Source organism: Thermococcus sp. JCM 11816 (assembly GCF_055396515.1).
Window position 1 is genome coordinate 1,936,190 of record NZ_AP043741.1, and the last position, 18,274, is coordinate 1,954,463.

Here is an 18,274-nt window from a genome sequence, read left to right on the forward strand (position 1 = left end):
TCTAATAAGTTCTCTTTCCTCTAATTTTTCTTAGGTGATTGCAGATGGAAAAGTTCGTTCTTTCTCTTGACGAGGGTACAACTTCCGCCAGGGCAATAATCTTCGACAGGGAGAGCAACATCCACGGAATAGGCCAGTATGAGTTCCCCCAGCACTATCCAAGGCCGGGATGGGTCGAGCACAATCCCGAGGAGATATGGGACGCCCAGCTCAGGGCAATAAAAGATGCCATCCAGAGCGCTAGAATAGAGCCGAATCAGATAGCGGCTATAGGAGTCACCAACCAGCGCGAGACGACGCTTGTATGGGACAAAAAGGGTAAGCCGCTCTACAACGCAATAGTCTGGCAGTGCAGAAGAACGGCTGAAATGGTTGAGGAGATAAAGCGTGAGTACGGGACGATGATAAAGGAGAAGACCGGCCTCGTCCCCGATGCCTACTTTTCTGCCTCGAAGCTCAAGTGGCTCCTTGACAACGTTCCAGGTTTAAGGGGGAAGGCCGAGAAAGGCGAGGTGATGTTCGGAACGGTCGATACCTTCCTCATCTACCGTCTCACAGGAGAGCACGTTACGGACTATTCCAATGCATCAAGGACGATGCTCTTCAACATCAAGAAGCTCGACTGGGACGATGAGCTCCTTGAGCTCTTCGACATTCCTGAGAGCGTTTTACCTGAGGTCAGGGAGTCTAGTGAAGTTTACGGCTACACAAAGAAGGAGCTTCTCGGGGCTGAGATTCCCGTAAGCGGCGATGCAGGTGACCAGCAGGCGGCCCTCTTCGGACAGGCGGCGTTCGAGGCGGGAATGGTGAAGGCCACCTATGGTACGGGGAGCTTTATCCTCGTGAACACGGACAAGATGGTGCTCTATTCGGACAACCTGCTCACGACGATAGCATGGGGCCTAAATGGAAGGGTCAGCTACGCCCTCGAGGGGAGCATTTTCGTAACTGGAGCGGCAGTCCAGTGGCTCAGAGACGGAATAAAAATCATAAAGCATGCCTCTGAGACAGAGGAACTCGCCACAAAGCTTGAGAGCAACGAAGGCGTTTATTTCGTTCCCGCCTTCGTTGGTCTAGGGGCTCCCTACTGGGATCAGTTTGCCAGGGGCATTATAATCGGCATAACGCGCGGCACGGGCAGGGAGCACCTCGCGAGGGCGACGCTTGAGGCGATAGCATACCTCACCAGGGATGTCGTTGACGAGATGGAAAAGCTCGTCCAGATCAAGGAGCTCCGCGTCGATGGTGGCGCCACCGCAAACGACTTCCTCATGCAGTTCCAGGCGGACATCTTGAACAGAAAGGTGATAAGGCCCGTCGTGAAGGAGACAACGGCTCTTGGCGCCGCTTACCTCGCGGGGCTTGCCGTTGATTATTGGGCGGACACGAGAGAAATAGCCGAGCTGTGGAAGGCTGAAAGAATTTTCGAGCCGAAGATGGATGAGAAAACTAGAGAGAGACTCTACAAAGGCTGGAAAGAAGCGGTAAAGAGGGCTATGGGGTGGGCAAAGGTCGTTGATAGTGCAAAATCAAATTGATATACCCTACAATCGTGATATCTTTTCAACTATTCTTTCCAGTATTTTAAGAGAGGCATCGCGGGATAACCTGTCTTTGATGTCATTTGGTGGATAATACCATAGTTCAATGAATCGTCTCATGGGGGTATAATTCTTTAAATCCTTTCCACTAATGACAAGATTTTCTCGTTTTAGTTTACTAAACAACACCCCCCAATTTTTCTCACCTAAGTCGTTTTTTATTACGTCTTCTAAATTTTTGTTAAAGACTGCGAAATTCTTCCTCACAATAGGGGAAGTAGGTGTCCTTTTAGTTTTGTACTGTACTGCACTAAACAATTTTTTGTTCATTTCATCGGGATACAGGTCTAGATCCCATATAGGGTACGTTGGAATATTAAATCCATTAAACATTAAATATGCCGTAAGTATGTTCCCCTTCCCGCCTACGGGGATTATTGAAATATTGTTGCCATTGAGGTCAACACCGTTATGTTCAGCAACGACCTCTAGAGCGGCTCTGTCACTTTCTCCCTCAACTAATACTACTTTATCCGCGAAGAATCCTTCACTCATCACAGGATTTACTGTAGTCGTGAATTTTTTAACGTGTTTTGATGGGGAGTCTATCCCGTAGCGTTTTAGGTCTTTCTGAAGTTCCTGTTGTGGATACCAATAAATTTTGGTCTCTCTTAGTTTACGTGATTTTTGGGTTTTAATTTTCTTGAATACTCTCAGGCTATCAAATGTGTCAGTACTAATTAAAAAAGGAGAATGAGTGGAGTACATTACCTGTATATTAAATCCACCAAAAGTATTCCCAGCAAGATCCTTGAATAATTTGTGCAGATGCTTTTGACGCTGAGGGTGTTGATATAACTCTAGTTCTTCAATAACCAAAAGTAGAGTTAATTTCTGATCTTTTTCATCTGAATCTCTACCCACATTTTTCATTTTATTGAGTTCATGTCTTTTTGCAGTCATATACTGCAATAAAGAGAACAAAAGAGCCCTTTGCGTACCATGACCAACTCGTTCGGCACTCGTTTCGAAACCGTCTTCTGTAACTAACACAGTTGGGACTGGTAGTGGGATCTTGAAATCATCTAGATTACCCCAACTGATGTTGGCTTGTGTATTTGGTGCAAATTTTTCTAGGATTTGTGTTAGCTCGTTGCTAAGTTCAGAGAATAGCTTATCCTTTCCTGTTTTTCTGTGTGCCTCTAGACTTTTAAGTAAGTGTTTATACCTCTTTTCTAGACGATTAAACTCAGGAATTGACCTTATATGTTCTTCTATTATCAATTGGGTAAGTTCTGTAATAATACTCCCCTTTTTGTATTCAGTCTCTTCAGAGACACTTTTAACTGCGGGCACTAATAAGAACTTTATAAACTTGTCAATCTTTCCATGACCGACTTCTTTATATCCAAAAAACTGGTCTTCTTGCAGTGTTTCTTCCCATTTCTCAGGATGCGAGTTTTTGTACTCTTCAAGTGCTTCAAGAATCTTTTTCTTAGTAGGCTTACTCCCTAAATGGGGTAAATCGGGAAATTCTTTCTGTAGCCCTTTGTATCTTTCTATTAAGTCCTCTTTCCTCGAAGGTAAGTTTGAAAACTGGGGAATACTCTTGACAACTCCATGGTAAGACTGGTTGGATTTTGATGCTGGAAATTTCATAATCTTCACGACTTTTATATAGTCATGATCATTGTCTTCATTTATCACATATTTTTGAAATTCCTCACGTTCTTTATCGTTCTCAAGTCTAAATTTAATGGCAATTCGTATGGGTTTGCTCGTATCTCTGTTATAGAAGTCTTCCTCGGAATACTTGGCATTTGGGTTAAAAAACAAATCTAATGCCTGCAATAGCGATGATTTTCCAGCTCCATTTCTCCCGATCAACACTGTAAGTTCATCGAGGGGCATTTTTACAGCTCTTAGTGACCTGAAATTATTAACCTCAATTTCGACTATCCTCATTTTTAGTATCTCTTGTTATGATGTTTATAACAAAATATTTAAAACTATTTCTCAACAAAGTTTTTCTGGTGATGGTAATGGGAAAATACACTATTCAATCCAGGTATCAAAAATTTAGAAGAATAATAAAAAAGCACTGGGGAGAAATTCTTATATTTTCAGAAAACAGCTGGCGGTACGCATTTTCACATGTAAGAAATCATCCTCGCCCTAGTGAACCAACTTATGTAGGAGCATATCTAAGATATGGTCTCGAATATCTAAACAATGTTCTCCCTAATTCTAAACCTGGAAACAAACTTGATAAAGAGGGTTTTCAACTAAAGTTTGGGGGAATCTTTGTCCATCAAAGTCCCATAGTAGAATTGGATCCCAATCACCCTCGTGTCCGTGGGCTATCCAAAAAGAGATGCGAAATAGGTGATCTCCTCGTTATATTCACGTTTGTTGATCAGAACAACCTTCCTCTAATAAACAGGGCGTTTCTGTCTCAAGCCAAGATTGGTAATAACCCAGTGGAGGATGCCCAATATGTATTATACGAAGAGAATGTTAGATTTAGGTTTTCTAGACCGGACGAATGTAATATTAAAAATAACTCCTGCAGTATTACTACACAAAACTGTGGACACAGAACACAAGGAAACCAAAACCCCCAAACTTATTCTCGTAGATTCCCTTGGAGAAGACCTAGATCACGGGGTTTAAAATACCTCAGAATTTATCCGGAATGTGAAACAACAAGACTTGAATTTTTAGACAGTGACAAGTCATACTATTGCCCCCCATGGATCTGTTATTTCCCATGGTGTTGTTGCCATAATTATCCATTTGGATGTTCTATTTATGGAATGATGATAGGTTATGACGGGTGGGCGTTTTCCACAAATCTTAGTCTTTCTAGCTCCCGTCAGTGTGGATGGAATCATATCATCCATGATCTTCTAAGTGATACTGCCCATAGAGTTTCAACATTGGGAGGGCTAAAAAAGAAGAACAAGCTACAAAGAGGGATGTACTTAAGCTACTTAGTTTCTCAGTTCAATAGATTTGACAATACTGATGAATACTTCATTGGTTTGAATCCATTTGATAATCCATCTGGGCCTGAATTCCCTAAGGATCCTGAGCATCCAGAGGGATCCGTTGGGATAAACACCCTACTAATAATGGTTAAAGATACAGAAATGGAGAATGAAGCAGAGGAATACTAAATAGGGCATGGACATGTTCATACATTTGAGGCATGTTCTCCTCTGTTCTCCCTTTTTGTGCCCAAAATCGTTCTTTAATCTCCGTTAAGCCAAACTAAAGGTTAAAGAAAGCTTTAAAACTGGAGAATCAGTTCTTCCTTTTAGTTTGGAGGTGTGGACATGAAGACCAAGGTTGCCATCATCGGTGCTGGGATAAGCGGTGCGAGTATAGCGCGCGTCTTGAGCAAATATGAGAACCTGGAAGTTCATCTGATAGAGAAAGCTCCCGACGTTGGCTGGGGTGTCAGTAAAGCCAACACTGCCCTCATCCACGGCGGCTATGACGACGATCCGGACAGATACCCTATGAGGGCAAAGCTCTGCATCAGGGGAAACCGCCTCTGGCACCAGTGGGTTAAGGAGCTTCAAATTCCTCATGTGTGGAACGGCGCTCTGATAGTCGCCACGAAGGAAGAGGACTTCGACGAGCTGGAGAAGCTTCTGGAGCGCGGGCGGAGAAACGGCGTCCCCGAAATGAGGATTGTCGATAGGGACGAGCTCTTTCACCTTGAGCCGGGCCTCACGAGGGAGGCGATAGGTGCTCTATGGGTTCCGATAGTTGGCCAGATTGGCCCGATTCCAGCGGTTATAGCCCTGGTTGAGAACGCCGTGGCAAACGGCGTCAAAACCCACCTTGAGACGGAAGTTAGGGGCATAAAGGTCGAGAACGGCGAGGTTAAGGGCGTCGAGACCAACAACGGCTTCATCGAGGCGGACATCGTTATAAACGCCGCAGGCCTCTACGCCGATGAGATTGCCAGAATGGCAGGAATAGACTACTTCGAGATACATCCGAGAAAGGGTGAGTACTACCTCTTTGACGACGATGTTCCCGGCCCGAGAAGGGTTCTCTTCCCGACGCCGACGCCGATAAGCAAGGGTATCGTTGTTACAACGGAGATAAGCGGCCACCTCATGATAGGGCCGAACGCCCAGGACCTTCCGCCCGAGGAGAAGGACAACCTCGCCACGACGAAGGAGGGACTAAGAGAGGTCTGGGAAGGCGCTAAAAAGCTCTGGCCGAACCTCCCGCCGAAGAGCAAGGTGATAAGGACCTTTGCAGGTTTGAGACCTGAGCCCACAGGAGGGGACTTCATAATCAAGGCAGAGGAAGAGGTATGGGGCTTCATAAACGTCGCAGGAATACGCTCTCCGGGTTTAACTAGCGCTCCCGCCATAGCATATGAGGTTGCGGAGATCCTCCAGCGCGACCTCGGAATTAATCTCGTGGAGAAGGAAAAGTGGAACCCGTACAGAAAGGAGATAACGCACTTCTTCATGCTCCCGCCAGAGAAGGCGAACGAGCTGATAAAGAAGAACCCCTCCTACGGAAAGATAGTCTGCAGATGCAACCACGTTAGCGAGGGCGACATCCTTGAAGCCATCGAGAGGATGAAATTCATAGGAGTTAAAACCCCGAGCGTTGATTCCGTAAAGTTCAGGACGAAGGCAACAACCGGAACCTGCCAGGGGAGCTTCTGCAGGCCGAGGATCGTCCAACTCCTTGCTAGCGAATACGGCGTCGAGCCCTGGGAGGTAACCCTCAAGGGGAAGGGAAGTGAGATTGGAATAGGCGACGTTAAGGCCCTCCTCAGGGGGGAGGAAGCATGATGGAGCCGATGCCCCAGATACCGATGCTCTCCTACGACGTCGTTGTCATTGGCGGTGGTCCAGCTGGAATGGCGGCCGCGGCAAAGGCCAAGGAGCTTGGGCTCAACGTACTCCTCCTCGATGAGAACGATTATTTAGGCGGAATCCTCCCGCAGTGCATACACCCAGGCTTTGGTCTCCACTACTTTAAGGAGGAGCTTACAGGCCCGGAGTTCGCGTCGAGGCTCGCTAAGCGCCTGGTGGAGCTCGGCGTTGAGTACAGGACAGCCGCGAGGGTGCTGGAGATAAAGAACTACTCCGACCTTGAGAAGGTGGTGATATTCACCTCGCCCGCCGGAGTTTATCAGGTCTGGGCGAAGGCCATCATCTACGCGGCAGGCGCCAGAGAGAGGCACGCCTTTGAGATCGGCATCGTAGGAGACCGTGTCGCTGGAATCTATACGGCAGGAGAGGCCCAAACCCTCATGGACATTTACGGCGTCCTCCCGGGCAAAGAGGTCGTCATCGTCGGCTCTGGAGATGTGGGGTTAATAATGGCGCGCAGGTTCGCCCTTGAGGGTGCAAAGGTGAAGGCGGTCGTTGAGCTCATGCCCTATCCTGGCGGTCTTGCGAGGAACGTCATGATACTTCGCGATTTCAACATTCCCCTCTATTTGAGCCACAAGGTCGTTGAAGTCCGCGGAAAGGGAAGAGTTCAGAGAGTTAAGGTAGTCAAGGTGGACGAGAACCTTAACGAAGTCCCCGGAAGCGAGTTCTGGATTGAGGCCGACACCCTCGTCATTTCAGCTGGATTAATCCCGAGCGTTAAGAAGCTCAAGAAGATAGGTGTCAAGATAGACCCAGCCACCGGCGGACCGGTTGTGAACGACAGGCTTGAGACAAGCGTTCCTGGAATCTTCGTTGCCGGAAACTCTCTCCTCATAAACGACCTCGTTGACTACGTGGCCGAGCAGGGAGAGTTAGCGGCTAAGAGTGCCAAGGAGTTCATAGAGAATGGCGGAATAGAGAGCAGGAAGTGGGTGAAAGTTGAGAAGGGCCAGAACGTCCGCCTGATTGCTCCGCACTACCTCGGCGGCGACCGCGACGTTTATCTCTACCTCCGCGTCGCCAGGCCGATGGAGAACGTTGAGCTAAGGATTCCCGAGATTGGAAAGAAGCTCAGACTCCCGGTTGTTAAACCCGCCGAGATGATACGGCTGAAGCTGAGGGCAGAGGAGATTCAGAAAGCCGGCGAAAGGCTCACCGTTGAGGTGGTGAGAGCATGATATACCGCTTCACATGTATTGTCTGCCCCCTAGGATGCTCCATTGAAGTTGACGTCGAAAACGGTAAGGTCAAGGAAGTAAGGGGTTGTAAATGCCCTAGGGGAATGGAGTGGGCAATTCAGGAAGTTACCAGTCCAAAAAGGGTCGTCATGAGCGTTGTCCCCGTTGAAGGCGGTGCCCTCCCGACGGTGAGCGTTAAAACAGCGGAGCCCGTTCCCAAGGAAAAGATACCAGAGCTGATGAAGTTCCTGGCAAATCTGAAGCTCAAGGCACCGGTGAGCGTTGGCCAAGTGGTTGCGGAGTGGGAAGGGATAAAAATAGTGGCCACGAGGGGCGCTTAGCCCCTCACCCAAATACTTCCTCAAAGTCTCCTGCGCTTTCTATTCCCTCTGGAATTATTATGTTGGCTGGCTTGTTTATGTCTGAAAAGACCATTGAATCGTGGATTGTCTCGCGAATGGTTACAGGTTCTTGCAGAAATTCATCAGGGATTATTATTGTTAAGTCCATGTAGGTCTCAATAAACGTTGGAGTCCCGTCGTCTCTGAAGTGGACCTCGACCCAGCCAGCGTTCGTGTTGACCGTTATGTTGTCGGAGAGCGGGCCCCACGCCTCGTTGAGGTATGTGGTCTGGTTAGTAGCGTTGACGAACTCCCAGAAAGTTACGTTAACGCGGAAGGCGTAGACATCGCCTAGTTTTTTGAAAGTCACGTTTTTCTCCCTGAGGAGCTTCTCTATATAGTCCACATTTAGAGAGGCTCTGGCTCTGTTGTGGAGGTCATTGTTGGATGGGACGAAGTACCATTTGCCGTCGATATTAAAGTATACGTCGGAGCCGTTGGTGAAATACGGCCAGTTCATATTTATGTCCATCCCCATCATGCGGGTTGTTAAGTTCATATTGCCTGCTTCAATGCCCGCGCTCTTGTTGAAGACTCCGGCTATGCTGCCTGACATCGTCACGTTGACCGTCTTGTTGGTGTTCGGATCAAATATGTTCATGCTCATGGAGAAGCTTTCATTGTAGCGGGCAGTCTCTATGCTCTGGATAGCCGTTAGAACCTTCTCCTTGGTGAGTCCAGCATTTTCTCCAATACAGCCGCTCATAACTACTATCGCAGCTAGGAGGAATGTTGTTAGGATTTTTCTCATATTATTACCTCCGTATGTTGTTTCATAATAAACCTTGAATCTGAGTTTAAATACTTTTTGGAATACTGAGTTATTGCAATTAGTTTGATATTTAAACATGCGAAAACACTAGATTGGGAAAAGGTGAGATAATGTAATGGTCTTTGACAATCCAGAAGAAACTATGGGGACAGTTCTTTGAGCCATTTGGGCTGTACACAGTTCTCTTTTATTGCTGCGATAATTGTTCTATTTTCACTCTGTCTTCCCTGTGTCCACACTTCCACGTTGAATATAAGTTTGGTGACCCTTCCACCATCCCAGAGGACGGTAACAGTGCCGTTCATTCTGAAGTCTGTGCTCGGTGACAGAGTTATCTCAAAGGCGTATGTAATTTTGTCCTTATTCTTTTCCACAAGTTTTCCCACCCCGACGGCCTGAAGACCCATTTTAACTGGATCAACCGATAAGAACATGGCCCTTTCGTCCTTTGAGAGAGTGATGTTAACGTCCTTCGTGGTCCTGTTTGTCATGATACGCTCCTTCAGCGTGTTGTTGATGACGACGGCGTACCAGTGCAGTCCGGAGCGCTGGCCCTCAAAGTAGTACGTCCCGTTTATCCTGCCCCCATTTATTGAGGACTCAATGGTTTCGTCCCCGATGATTGTGGTGATGTTTTCATGATAGGAATAGCAGTCCAAACCGCCGAGATAGGCTAAAATCTGTGCTCTACTGGTGTCTACTTGAGGCGAGTGGTCACTGGCCCTCTGGGTGTAGAGGTAGCCCCCAAGGACAACTAATCCAATTATGAGAGCCCCTAGAACCGCTCGTGAGCCCTTCATTTGGGCTCACCTCCGTTCATCCGCTTATCAACGCCGTAAATTTCTGAAGGAATATTTTGAGGTCAGTCTTGAACGGCTCCTCTGCCCTCTCCATTTCCTCGTTGAGAAGCTCGATGAAGTTTTTCTCATCCGTAGACTCTTCCCACAGCTTTTCAACTAGTTCTTTAAGCCTGTCCCAGTATTCAACGTAAGGCCTCGCCTCGAAGAGTGCTTCATCTAGGACATCCTTCCCCTTCACCGCATACCCCTCCTGAATATGTAGTACCAGAGTTTGCTTCTCTCCTCCATCTCGGCTAGCATGAGGAAGTAGCGCAGTATTGCAGCGTTTAGCAGGATAAGGAATATAAGTACTAGATTGTAGGCAGGGATTCCAGCGCTGAGGAACGCGAAATAGTCCCAGATCGCGTGCAGGAACATTGCCAGGATCAGAAAGCTTCCCGTTGAATACGCTTTTCCCTCGGACACCAGCCCGTACCCCACGCCTACTATGGCACTCCACGTGGCGTGAGCAAATGGTGTTAAGAAAGCCCTCGCTATTGTGACTCCCACTCCCCAGCCGAGTCCGTAGAGGAAGTTCTCAGTGGCGGCGAACCCAAGGCCTGCCGCGACACCGTAGACAAGCCCGTCCATAATGCCGTCTATCTGGCCCGCCGCGAAGGGGTACCTTATTGCGAGTGCCTTTGCGGGCTCTTCTACAATCCCCGCCACTAGCGCAACGTAAAAGGCCGTTGCAGGTAGGATCGGCTTTATTATCCCCCCTATAGTGAGCACGCTTTCAAGAATATATGAGATTCCGACTGACAGAGTGGCTCCGAGTAGGAACGTTGCTATCACGTATCTCTTTGGCTCTGGCTCATATTTGTCCTTGTGGTAAAAGTACCATAGTATGGCGAGCGCTGGGGCGTAGGCAAAGAACGCGATATACGTTATGAGACTCATCTTCGCGACCTCCATTTTATTCTGGCCTTTGATGTTTAAACCTTTTGCTACAGCCTTTTTAGGGCTTCCTGAAGTTTTGATAGAGTTCCAAAGTCGAGAACCTCCCTGCCCACAGGTACTAAAACTCTAAAGTCCTCTCGTCTGTACTTCAAAAAAGGGGACACGATCTCCCTCAAAACATCGTTGCCGTAGGCCCAAGGGCTGAACGCTGGCAGGACTATCAGATGTTTCCCCATTAGAAACGCAGGCACTTTGATAACGGCCCCAACCTCGTCCCTCAGCCTTATTGCGGGGTGTTCATGCCCGATTATGAAGTTCTCACCCTCCACGAGTTTGTGCCCATGAACGAGCTTCCATCTTCCAATTTCAAGTTCATCCACAATCTCAACGCCGAGTTCCTTCAGCCAAAGGACGCCGACGTCGTGGTTGCCCCTCACTAAGATTATCTCTGATACCAGGGGAGACACCTCTTCAAGAAAAGCTCTGAGCTCTGTTTTTTCCCGCCACTCAGGAACAAATGAGTGCTTGAAGTCCCCGTTTATTATCAGCCCCTTCGGCTTTTCCCTTTGTATGATGTTTTTCAAATTCCTAACAACGTCGTGAAAGACCCTGGGGAGATAGAACCCCTCTTTGGCCATCGCTATTTCGTAGCCGAGGTGAACGTCGGCTATGATAACGTTCTTTCCCAGTTTTAGTGCTTTCTCTGGTAGAGGTTTTGGTTTCATGGTAGAAAGTTTGTGCTTTGGCTTTTAAGTTTTGTTAGGGGAACCGAAAAGGTTTTAACTTCTGACCAGTATTTCACAGGGGTGAGTAAAGATGGCCTACATTGGGTTCGCTCGAAGTCCTTACAATCCTTCAAAAACTTATGAGACGATACTTGATGAACTGAGAAGGCGGGGGTTTGAAGTGGGTTTTTCAAAGCACCACTGGATGGGCGACGCCCCGTTTGGACTTATCATTGCTGAGACAAACAAGGGGGACGTTGCTATAAGATGGTCGCTGGGTAAGGAGTTTCGTCTGAGACTTGAGGAAACTGAAAAAGAAGATTATGACGAGTTTGTTGAAGACACTCTGGAGTACCTCAGCGGCGATTGACCACGTGAATCCCGGTCGAGTTCGTTATTTTTCCCAGTTCTTTGATGGGCATCAGCATGTAGTTGTTGCTTAGGGAGGGAGCTTTATATCCAACGTATGAGCCGTTTATGAACATCCAGTCGCCAATCTGGCGGAAGTATATGTACCCATCGTTTGTTGAGGTTGTTCCGACCCAAACGTCTATGGTTAACGTTTCAGGAAGTTTCGTGAAGTTCGCAGTGAGGTATCCATATATTGGCTCTCCCTTGCACTCGGACGAAGGTATTTCTTCGGAGGGGTTAATTACTTTGAGTGCTTTAGAATCCAGCTCATAAACAACAAGCTTCCCAGGGGGGGTGTAGTTGTAAACGTAAGCCACTACACAGTCAGTCAGTACCCTATCCTCTACTTTGAACTGCCACGTTCCGTTGGGGGCTGTGGTTCCAATGTAAACGGCTGTTACATTTGGTTCCGCTGATCTTATGCTCTCTGATATCTTGTTCATCCAGGGGGTTGTTGATAGTACTGTAATCACCACGAACAGCACCAGCAGGAGGATCAATACCCTGTTTTTTAGAGGATTGGTCATGGGCATCTCCTAGGAATAAGTAGGAAAAAGAGAATAAAATACTTTATGCTTTTTCTTTGGCACTTCTCCTCTGCCTCTCGACGTTTTTGATTACATCGAACAGACTCCACAGATCCCTTATCACGTGGAGGTGGGGTATTAGAGCCAGCATCTCTCGCTTCTTCTCCACGAACTTCGCCGTAATGGGGAAGTAGTACCAGACGTATTCCGTGTTCTCATCGCCGTGCCCTATGAAGCGCCACGGCTTGTCGTCAACCCAGATAAAGATATCGTCGCCATACTTCTCGCGCACCAGCTTGAATGCCTCCTCTATCGTCAAATCCCTTCCGAATACAATGACGTCATCAAAGAGGTCGTATATCCCCATCGCCTTCAGCCTTTTGACCTTCATTCCGTCAATGAAGTCTTCGGCCGAGAAGGAAATTACAGTGTGACCCTGCTCCTTAAGCTTCTTCAGGAGTTCCGGTGCGTCGTCAATCGGCTTGCTAAGCTTGGCCCTTTCCTCAAACCAGGTCTCAAAGAACTTCGTTCTCATGAAGAATGGGGACTTAATTTTGCCCCTGTGCTTTCCAAAGGTTGGCCTCTCGAACTGAAACTCTATTTTGGTGAGCAGCTTCGCCCAGAGGGCTTTTCCTGGGAGCCAGCGGTAGCGCTTTTCTAGAGCACGCTTAAAAGCATCTTCGATGCATGAATAAGTATCGGCAAGAGTCCCGTCGAAGTCGAAGGCGATTATCATTTCCCATCCTCCTCCAGCGTTACGTAAATGTGACCTGCTTTTATGTGCATCGATTGAAAGTCGTCTGTCGGCCCGTAGGCCCAGATGATCCTGAAAGACTCTTCTGTGGGTATAACGTAGTCATACCCGTCACCAGTATTCAACGGTCTTGAGAACTCAACAACGGTTCCGTTCTCGTCCTCGCGTCCGCCGTAAGATAGTATGTCGGTGTGTCCCCCAAGGAACGTGTCGGGATTATGCGGTCCAGAGAAGCCCGTCGAGTACGAGTCGCTTATTTCAACAGTCCCGTTGGGGAGAACATATGCTATCACTATGTCGGTGTTCCTCATTCCAGGTCCGCCGCCGAAACCAATTGCCACCCAGCCATGGGTTTCAGCGGAAATTCCGACGTAGAGTGTGTCGTTCTCAACGCGGAAGTGAAGGGACATTTCACCAACGTTCTTTTCTACTGTGTATTCGCCACTGCTTATTTTGCCATTAGCTATCCACTGTACTGGTTCAGTCTGGGGGTGAGGGTTGTTTTTGGAAGTTCCCAGGCATCCCAAGGAAAAATGGACTATTGTTAGGATAAGACTAACTATCGCGATCACGGTGACCCTCTTCCAGTTCATAACATCTTGGAAGGGCCAGCCACTTTTAAAAGTATTTCGAGCGCCGTTAATTTTTTAGGCCTATCTCCTGTATCCGCCATGCATAAAATTTCGAGGTGGTAAAATGAAGGCCGTTAAAGTCCTGGCGGTTCTGGCTTTACTCCTCGGTAATCTAGGCTTTGTAAGTGCGTGGCCGACCAACGGCCCGACCCTCGACGACCCGATGAACGTCCACCAGAAGCTGACATACAAGGCCATCGAGGCGGTCTATGCAGACAACCCGGGCTCGGCGCTATCCTCATGCAGTACAAGGATCAGCTCCTCTACGGCGCCTACGACGAGGACTGGCGCGGTGGGAACATAACGTTCAACGGGAAAGTGTACACCCTCCAGAGCCAGTACCACTTCTTGGATCCTATGGATCACGCCGAGCTGATAACCGTTGACCTCTTTGGCGACGGAAAGTCTTCCGCCGCCGACATGGCCCAGCAGCTCTACGATCAGGCCGTTCAGCTCTGGAAGCAGGGAAAGAAGGAAGAGGCCATGCTCTACCTCGGAAGGGCCGTCCACATCCTTGAGGACATGAGCATGCTCATAGCCCATACTACTCCGCACCTCTTTGAGACCCTCGACGAGTTCAGCTACGCGGAAGAGGCCCACGACTTCGTTGAGAACGAGATTTCTCCGACGGTCGCCGATGACATCCTCAACAACCGCGTTCCCCTCGACCTCATGCCCATAAAGTGGTGGCAGATACCCCAGGAGAAGCAGAGGTTTATAATCGGTGAGGAGATCTACGTTGCAGACAACGAGAACGGTCATATGGATCTCTCCCACGGCGTCGCCTGGGCCTACGCGGACATGATAGCCCACAACGCCTGGCGCTACATGCTCTATTCCACAGGGAAGGACATCAATCTCTGGAGCGAGCGCGGCCATCTCGGAAGCTACTTCTGGACGAAGGAGCTTAAGAAGGGTGATTGGAGCATACTCAAGCTCCAGTTCCTTGGAGCGAGTTCGATAACCATTGTCTTCAAGGACATAGACATGCAGAACGCCTACTTCAAGACCCTCGGCTACGTCGAGATATACGACAAGAACTGGAACCTCATAGCGCGCTACGCTCAGGATCCAAACCCGCTGGTGGATACGAGCGTCACCGTTCCAGGGGATACCGTCTATATCTACACCCATGTTGATAAGGACGACTGGCTTGACGACGACGTTGACGGCTGGGCCATTAGGAACATCGAACTCCACGCCAACTTCGACGTCAACGCTCCGAGCGGCTTCAAGACCCTCGACGGAAGGGAGTACAGCAAGGTTCAGTGGGCGGTTTACGAGACCATGCAGTACGACATCAGGGCCGTCGCTGGTCTCATGGAGAAGTTCTTCGAGGACGTTGGTGTCAGCGGGTGATCTTTCGATTTTGATTTAACTTTTTTGAAACTATTTTGGTGTGGATAGGGTAATGTTGATGTCGCTTTTTGTCCATATCCCTAATTCAGTCCATCATGCCACAAAGCATATATTATCCTGCACTAACTTTCAATGAGCATTTAAAAGCTTAGAAGGTGATAAGTATGGGCAAACACTACATCCCGAACTCAGCCCATAAAGATGAAATGCTGAAGGAAATCGGCTTTTCCTCGATTGAAGACCTGTTCTCGGACGTTCCAAAAGGAATGGTGAAGGAGTTCAACCTTCCCGAGGGTAAGAGCGAGTACGAGGTTTTCACGGAGCTCAACGAGACGCTGAGCAAAAACAAGACAGTCCTTGAGATGCCGAGCTTCCTTGGGGCGGGAACATATTTCCACTACGTTCCGGCCCACGTGAAGTACCTTATTGAGAGGAGCGAGTTCCTCACCGCTTATACCCCCTACCAGCCGGAGATAAGCCAGGGTATGCTTCAGGCCCTCTTTGAGTACCAGAGCCTCATAGCTGAACTCGTCGGCCTTCCCATTGTTAACTCCTCGATGTACGATTGGGGAACAGCAATGGCTGAAGCCGCCCTGATGTCAGCCCGCGTGACGAAGAGGAACAAGTTCGTCGTTCCGAAGCACCTCAGCCCCGAGAAGAAGCTTGTCCTCAAGACCTACACCGCCGGCCCGGGCCTTGAGACGGTTGAGGTTCCTTGGGACGAGAGGGGGCAGATGGATATCGAGAAGCTCAAGGAAGCGGTTGAAGGTGCCGCCGGCGTTTACATCGAGATGCCGAACTTCTTCGGCCTTCTTGAGGAGAACATAAGGGAAATCGGCGAGATAGCCCACGATGCTGGTGCACTCTTCGTTGTCGGTGTTGACCCCACGATCCTCGGGATAGTCGAGGCCCCCGGAGAGCTTGGGGCTGATATAGTCGTTGGCGAGGCCGCTTACTTTGGTAGCCCCATGAACTTCGGAGGCCCGAGGGCTGGAATTTTTGCGGTCAGAAACGACAGGAAGCTGATTAGGCAGATGCCAGGAAGGATAATAGGCATGACAAAGGACGCGGACGGAAAGAGGGCTTTTGTGATGACCCTCCAGACGAGGGAGCAGCACATAAGGCGTGCCAAGGCAACGTCGAACATCTGCTCCAACGAGGCCCTCGTTGCAGTTGCGGCAGCCATACACCTCGCTACACTTGGCCCGAAGGGGGTTAGGGAGCTCGGCGAGGTCATACTCAAGAACACTGCCTACCTGAAGAAGCGCCTGGCTGAGGTCGGGGAGATAGTCTTTGACGGAGTGAACTTCAAGGACGTGCCGGTAAGGTTTGAGGTTCCGTACAGCGTGATCCACGAGAGGCTCCTTGAGAGGAACATTCACGGCGGTTACTACATCGGAAAACACTTCCAGGAGCTTGGGGAGACCGCTCTCTTCGCCGCTACTGAAACCACGAGGAAGGAATGGGTCGATGGTCTCGTTGATGCCCTTCGGGAGATAATAGGAGAGGCCGAGCTGTGAGGTGATGAAGATGTTCCACCAGGCAAAATGGGATGAACCTACTATATTTGAGCTTTCCCGTCCCGGAAGGATTGGATACACCCTACCCAAGCCCATCGAGGACGTTGATGTCGATATTCCTGAGAAGCTGAGGAGGAAGAGCCCACTCAACCTCCCGGAGCTGAGCGAGCCCGAGGTTGTTAAACACTACACCCGTCTAAGCGAGATGAACTACGGCGTTGATTCAGGTATCTACCCGCTCGGTTCGTGCACCATGAAGTACAACCCCAAGATCAATGAAGAGATAGCTTCCCATCCAGGTGTTGCCTATGTACACCCGTATCAGGACGAAGGAACCGTCCAGGGAGCGCTCAAGATAATGTGGGAGCTTGAGCAGTGGCTTAAGGAAATAACTGGAATGGACCGCTTCACCCTCCAGCCGGCTGCCGGAGCGAACGGCGAGTTCACTGGAGTTTCCATAATCCGCGCCTATCACATTGACCGCGGTGAGACCCAGAGGACGGAGATGCTCGTTCCTGATTCCGCCCACGGAACGAACCCTGCAAGCGCAGCCATGGCCGGCTTCAAGGTCATAGAGATACCCTCAAACGAGAACGGAACGGTTGACCTTGAGGCCCTTGAGAACGCGGTGAGCGAGAGGACGGCCGGCCTAATGCTAACGAACCCGAACACATTGGGCATCTTCGAGGACGAGATACTTGAGATAGCGAAGATAGTCCACAAAGCAGGTGGTCTGCTCTACTACGACGGTGCCAACCTTAACGCCGTCCTCGGAAAGATAAGGCCGGGGGACATGGGCTTCGACGTCGTTCACCTCAACCTTCACAAAACCTTCTCGACTCCCCACGGTGGCGGCGGCCCGGGAAGCGGGCCCGTTGGAGTGAAGGACTTCCTCAAGGACTACCTCCCCGTCCCGCTCGTAAGCTACGATGCAGAGAACGACCGCTACTACCTCGACTACAACGTTCCGAGGAGCATAGGCAAGGTAAAGGAGCTCTACGGCAACTTTGCGGTTATTGTTAGGGCCCTGACCTACCTCAAGATAATGGGTAAAGACGGTCTTAAGGAAGTCAGTGAAGTCGCCGTTCTCAACGCCAACTACCTTACCCAGAAGCTCAAGGGAACTCGCGGTTACGAACTCCCAGGCAAAGAGCTTAGAAAGCACGAGACTGTCTTTTCAGCAGAGCCGATGAAGAAGGAGACGGGCGTTAAGGCCCTTGACGTTGCGAAGAGGCTACTCGACTTCGGCATGCACGCGCCGACCATCTACTTCCCGCTGATAGTCCATGAAGCGCTTATGATAGAGCCGACTGAGACCGTCAGCAAGGAGGAGCTTGATGCATATGTTGACGCTCTTAAGAGGATCAGCGAGGAAGCATACAGCAATCCTGAAATCGTCACGAGCGCACCCCACAACACCGCCGTCAGGAGGGTCGACGACGTCCTAGCGGCGAAGAAGCCAGTAATTACTTGGAGGATGTACCGAGAACTCAAGGAGAAGGGAGAAATTGACTACTGATTCTTTCTTTTCTTCTTAGTTTCTGTGTTGATTTTTCCTTGGACGGTTCTTGTGGAAGACTGCCTGCTTAAAAACGCATCCAACTTTCCACCATCCGTTGAGGACGCTTGAACGCTAGTGAAAGCGGCGCTGAAGCTTTTGGAAAAAAGCTTGACCAAAAGTTTGAATGTCTTCGTGATATTGGCTGAGGATTGGGATTCTCATGACAAATTTGCAGATGAATAGGGTTTTTCTTCTTTTTAACGCCCTTCGGGCGTTATACTGCGAGCAAACCCCTTGA

19 protein-coding genes are annotated in these 18,274 nt (G+C 49.2%); 10 read left to right on the forward strand and 9 right to left on the reverse strand.

The features are described from left to right. The first annotated feature begins 44 nt into the window (after window positions 1–44). On the forward strand, window positions 45–1,538 hold the full coding sequence (gene glpK, locus ACZ5TN_RS10765) for a glycerol kinase GlpK (protein ID WP_464916706.1): 1,494 nt from the start codon (window positions 45–47) through the stop codon (window positions 1,536–1,538). 6 nt (window positions 1,539–1,544) lie between these two features. On the opposite strand, the gene ACZ5TN_RS10770 is transcribed toward glpK, so the two are convergent. Then, complete coding sequence (locus tag ACZ5TN_RS10770) at window positions 1,545–3,506, reverse strand: AAA family ATPase (RefSeq protein ID WP_011250346.1); 1,962 nt, start codon at window positions 3,504–3,506, stop codon at window positions 1,545–1,547. Window positions 3,507–3,574: 68 nt separating this feature from the next. On the opposite strand from ACZ5TN_RS10770, the gene ACZ5TN_RS10775 reads away from it, so the two are divergent. From ACZ5TN_RS10775 to ACZ5TN_RS10790, 4 genes are all read left to right on the forward strand, one after another. Beyond that, window positions 3,575–4,720: a hypothetical protein gene (locus tag ACZ5TN_RS10775; RefSeq protein ID WP_143598699.1), complete on the forward strand. Its 1,146-nt coding sequence runs from the start codon at window positions 3,575–3,577 to the stop codon at window positions 4,718–4,720. A gap of 159 nt (window positions 4,721–4,879) precedes the next feature. Then, complete coding sequence (locus tag ACZ5TN_RS10780) at window positions 4,880–6,370, forward strand: FAD-dependent oxidoreductase (RefSeq protein ID WP_464916707.1); 1,491 nt, start codon at window positions 4,880–4,882, stop codon at window positions 6,368–6,370. Next, window positions 6,370–7,635, forward strand: coding sequence for an NAD(P)/FAD-dependent oxidoreductase (locus tag ACZ5TN_RS10785; protein WP_464917633.1), 1,266 nt, complete (start codon window positions 6,370–6,372; stop codon window positions 7,633–7,635). Before ACZ5TN_RS10780 ends, ACZ5TN_RS10785 begins: the two co-directional genes overlap by 1 nt. Beyond that, window positions 7,632–7,976, forward strand: coding sequence for a DUF1667 domain-containing protein (locus tag ACZ5TN_RS10790; RefSeq protein ID WP_464916708.1), 345 nt, complete (start codon window positions 7,632–7,634; stop codon window positions 7,974–7,976). The genes ACZ5TN_RS10785 and ACZ5TN_RS10790 overlap by 4 nt, the downstream gene beginning before the upstream one ends. Window positions 7,977–7,980: 4 nt before the next feature. On the opposite strand, the gene ACZ5TN_RS10795 is transcribed toward ACZ5TN_RS10790, so the two are convergent. The 5 genes from ACZ5TN_RS10795 to ACZ5TN_RS10815 all read right to left on the reverse strand — a co-directional run bounded on the left by ACZ5TN_RS10795 (window position 7,981) and on the right by ACZ5TN_RS10815 (window position 11,272). Beyond that, entirely contained in the window at window positions 7,981–8,787 is an 807-nt protein-coding gene (locus ACZ5TN_RS10795; protein ID WP_464916709.1) for a hypothetical protein, read from the reverse strand. A 161-nt stretch (window positions 8,788–8,948) separates the two neighbouring features. Further along, complete coding sequence (locus ACZ5TN_RS10800; RefSeq protein WP_464916710.1) at window positions 8,949–9,608, reverse strand: hypothetical protein; 660 nt, start codon at window positions 9,606–9,608, stop codon at window positions 8,949–8,951. Window positions 9,609–9,624: 16 nt separating this feature from the next. After that, a complete protein-coding gene (locus tag ACZ5TN_RS10805) occupies window positions 9,625–9,846 on the reverse strand; it encodes a hypothetical protein (protein WP_464916711.1) in 222 nt (73 codons plus the stop codon). Then, complete coding sequence (locus ACZ5TN_RS10810) at window positions 9,843–10,547, reverse strand: PrsW family intramembrane metalloprotease (protein WP_464917634.1); 705 nt, start codon at window positions 10,545–10,547, stop codon at window positions 9,843–9,845. Before ACZ5TN_RS10810 ends, ACZ5TN_RS10805 begins: the two co-directional genes overlap by 4 nt. A 47-nt stretch (window positions 10,548–10,594) precedes the next feature. After that, window positions 10,595–11,272, reverse strand: coding sequence for a metallophosphoesterase (locus ACZ5TN_RS10815; RefSeq protein ID WP_464916712.1), 678 nt, complete (start codon window positions 11,270–11,272; stop codon window positions 10,595–10,597). Window positions 11,273–11,363: 91 nt separating this feature from the next. Here ACZ5TN_RS10815 and ACZ5TN_RS10820 point away from each other — a divergent pair, with 91 nt between their 5' ends. After that, window positions 11,364–11,642, forward strand: a complete 279-nt coding sequence (locus tag ACZ5TN_RS10820) for a hypothetical protein (RefSeq protein ID WP_464916713.1) — start codon at window positions 11,364–11,366, stop codon at window positions 11,640–11,642. On the opposite strand, the gene ACZ5TN_RS10825 is transcribed toward ACZ5TN_RS10820, so the two are convergent. From ACZ5TN_RS10825 to ACZ5TN_RS10835, 3 genes are all read right to left on the reverse strand, one after another. After that, window positions 11,629–12,168, reverse strand: coding sequence for a hypothetical protein (locus tag ACZ5TN_RS10825; protein ID WP_464916714.1), 540 nt, complete (start codon window positions 12,166–12,168; stop codon window positions 11,629–11,631). The genes ACZ5TN_RS10820 and ACZ5TN_RS10825 overlap by 14 nt on opposite strands. An 85-nt stretch (window positions 12,169–12,253) precedes the next feature. Further along, complete coding sequence (locus tag ACZ5TN_RS10830) at window positions 12,254–12,946, reverse strand: HAD family hydrolase (RefSeq protein WP_464916715.1); 693 nt, start codon at window positions 12,944–12,946, stop codon at window positions 12,254–12,256. Beyond that, window positions 12,943–13,374: a DOMON domain-containing protein gene (locus tag ACZ5TN_RS10835; protein WP_464916716.1), complete on the reverse strand. Its 432-nt coding sequence runs from the start codon at window positions 13,372–13,374 to the stop codon at window positions 12,943–12,945. The genes ACZ5TN_RS10830 and ACZ5TN_RS10835 overlap by 4 nt, the downstream gene beginning before the upstream one ends. A 286-nt stretch (window positions 13,375–13,660) precedes the next feature. On the opposite strand from ACZ5TN_RS10835, the gene ACZ5TN_RS10840 reads away from it, so the two are divergent. The 4 genes from ACZ5TN_RS10840 to gcvPB all read left to right on the forward strand — a co-directional run bounded on the left by ACZ5TN_RS10840 (window position 13,661) and on the right by gcvPB (window position 17,994). Next, entirely contained in the window at window positions 13,661–13,900 is a 240-nt protein-coding gene (locus ACZ5TN_RS10840) for a hypothetical protein (RefSeq protein WP_367884387.1), read from the forward strand. Next, the gene (locus ACZ5TN_RS10845) at window positions 13,837–14,955 is read left to right on the forward strand and encodes a phospholipase C/P1 nuclease family protein (RefSeq protein WP_464916717.1); all 1,119 of its coding nucleotides are present in this window, start codon (window positions 13,837–13,839) and stop codon (window positions 14,953–14,955) included. Before ACZ5TN_RS10840 ends, ACZ5TN_RS10845 begins: the two co-directional genes overlap by 64 nt. A 164-nt stretch (window positions 14,956–15,119) precedes the next feature. Next, window positions 15,120–16,475 carry an aminomethyl-transferring glycine dehydrogenase subunit GcvPA gene (gene gcvPA / locus ACZ5TN_RS10850; protein ID WP_464916718.1) on the forward strand — a complete coding sequence of 452 codons (1,356 nt, stop codon included), beginning with the start codon at window positions 15,120–15,122 and terminating at the stop codon, window positions 16,473–16,475. A gap of 10 nt (window positions 16,476–16,485) precedes the next feature. Further along, window positions 16,486–17,994: an aminomethyl-transferring glycine dehydrogenase subunit GcvPB gene (gcvPB, locus tag ACZ5TN_RS10855; RefSeq protein ID WP_464917635.1), complete on the forward strand. Its 1,509-nt coding sequence runs from the start codon at window positions 16,486–16,488 to the stop codon at window positions 17,992–17,994. Window positions 17,995–18,274: the final 280 nt, after the last annotated feature.

Bases quoted from the DNA above. Each gene is read 5' to 3' on its own strand.
- glpK (WP_464916706.1), top strand. From the start codon at position 45: ATGGAAAAGTTCGTTCTTTCTCTTGACGAGGGTACAACTTCCGCCAGG.
- ACZ5TN_RS10770 (WP_011250346.1), bottom strand. From the start codon at position 3,506: ATGAGGATAGTCGAAATTGAGGTTAATAATTTCAGGTCACTAAGAGCT.
- ACZ5TN_RS10780 (WP_464916707.1), top strand. From the start codon at position 4,880: ATGAAGACCAAGGTTGCCATCATCGGTGCTGGGATAAGCGGTGCGAGT.
- ACZ5TN_RS10785 (WP_464917633.1), top strand. From the start codon at position 6,370: ATGGAGCCGATGCCCCAGATACCGATGCTCTCCTACGACGTCGTTGTC.
- ACZ5TN_RS10790 (WP_464916708.1), top strand. From the start codon at position 7,632: ATGATATACCGCTTCACATGTATTGTCTGCCCCCTAGGATGCTCCATT.
- ACZ5TN_RS10795 (WP_464916709.1), bottom strand. From the start codon at position 8,787: ATGAGAAAAATCCTAACAACATTCCTCCTAGCTGCGATAGTAGTTATG.
- ACZ5TN_RS10800 (WP_464916710.1), bottom strand. From the start codon at position 9,608: ATGAAGGGCTCACGAGCGGTTCTAGGGGCTCTCATAATTGGATTAGTT.
- ACZ5TN_RS10810 (WP_464917634.1), bottom strand. From the start codon at position 10,547: ATGAGTCTCATAACGTATATCGCGTTCTTTGCCTACGCCCCAGCGCTC.
- ACZ5TN_RS10815 (WP_464916712.1), bottom strand. From the start codon at position 11,272: ATGAAACCAAAACCTCTACCAGAGAAAGCACTAAAACTGGGAAAGAAC.
- ACZ5TN_RS10820 (WP_464916713.1), top strand. From the start codon at position 11,364: ATGGCCTACATTGGGTTCGCTCGAAGTCCTTACAATCCTTCAAAAACT.
- ACZ5TN_RS10830 (WP_464916715.1), bottom strand. From the start codon at position 12,946: ATGATAATCGCCTTCGACTTCGACGGGACTCTTGCCGATACTTATTCA.
- ACZ5TN_RS10835 (WP_464916716.1), bottom strand. From the start codon at position 13,374: ATGTCCCTTCACTTCCGCGTTGAGAACGACACACTCTACGTCGGAATT.
- ACZ5TN_RS10840 (WP_367884387.1), top strand. From the start codon at position 13,661: ATGAAGGCCGTTAAAGTCCTGGCGGTTCTGGCTTTACTCCTCGGTAAT.
- ACZ5TN_RS10845 (WP_464916717.1), top strand. From the start codon at position 13,837: ATGCAGTACAAGGATCAGCTCCTCTACGGCGCCTACGACGAGGACTGG.
- gcvPA (WP_464916718.1), top strand. From the start codon at position 15,120: ATGGGCAAACACTACATCCCGAACTCAGCCCATAAAGATGAAATGCTG.
- gcvPB (WP_464917635.1), top strand. From the start codon at position 16,486: ATGTTCCACCAGGCAAAATGGGATGAACCTACTATATTTGAGCTTTCC.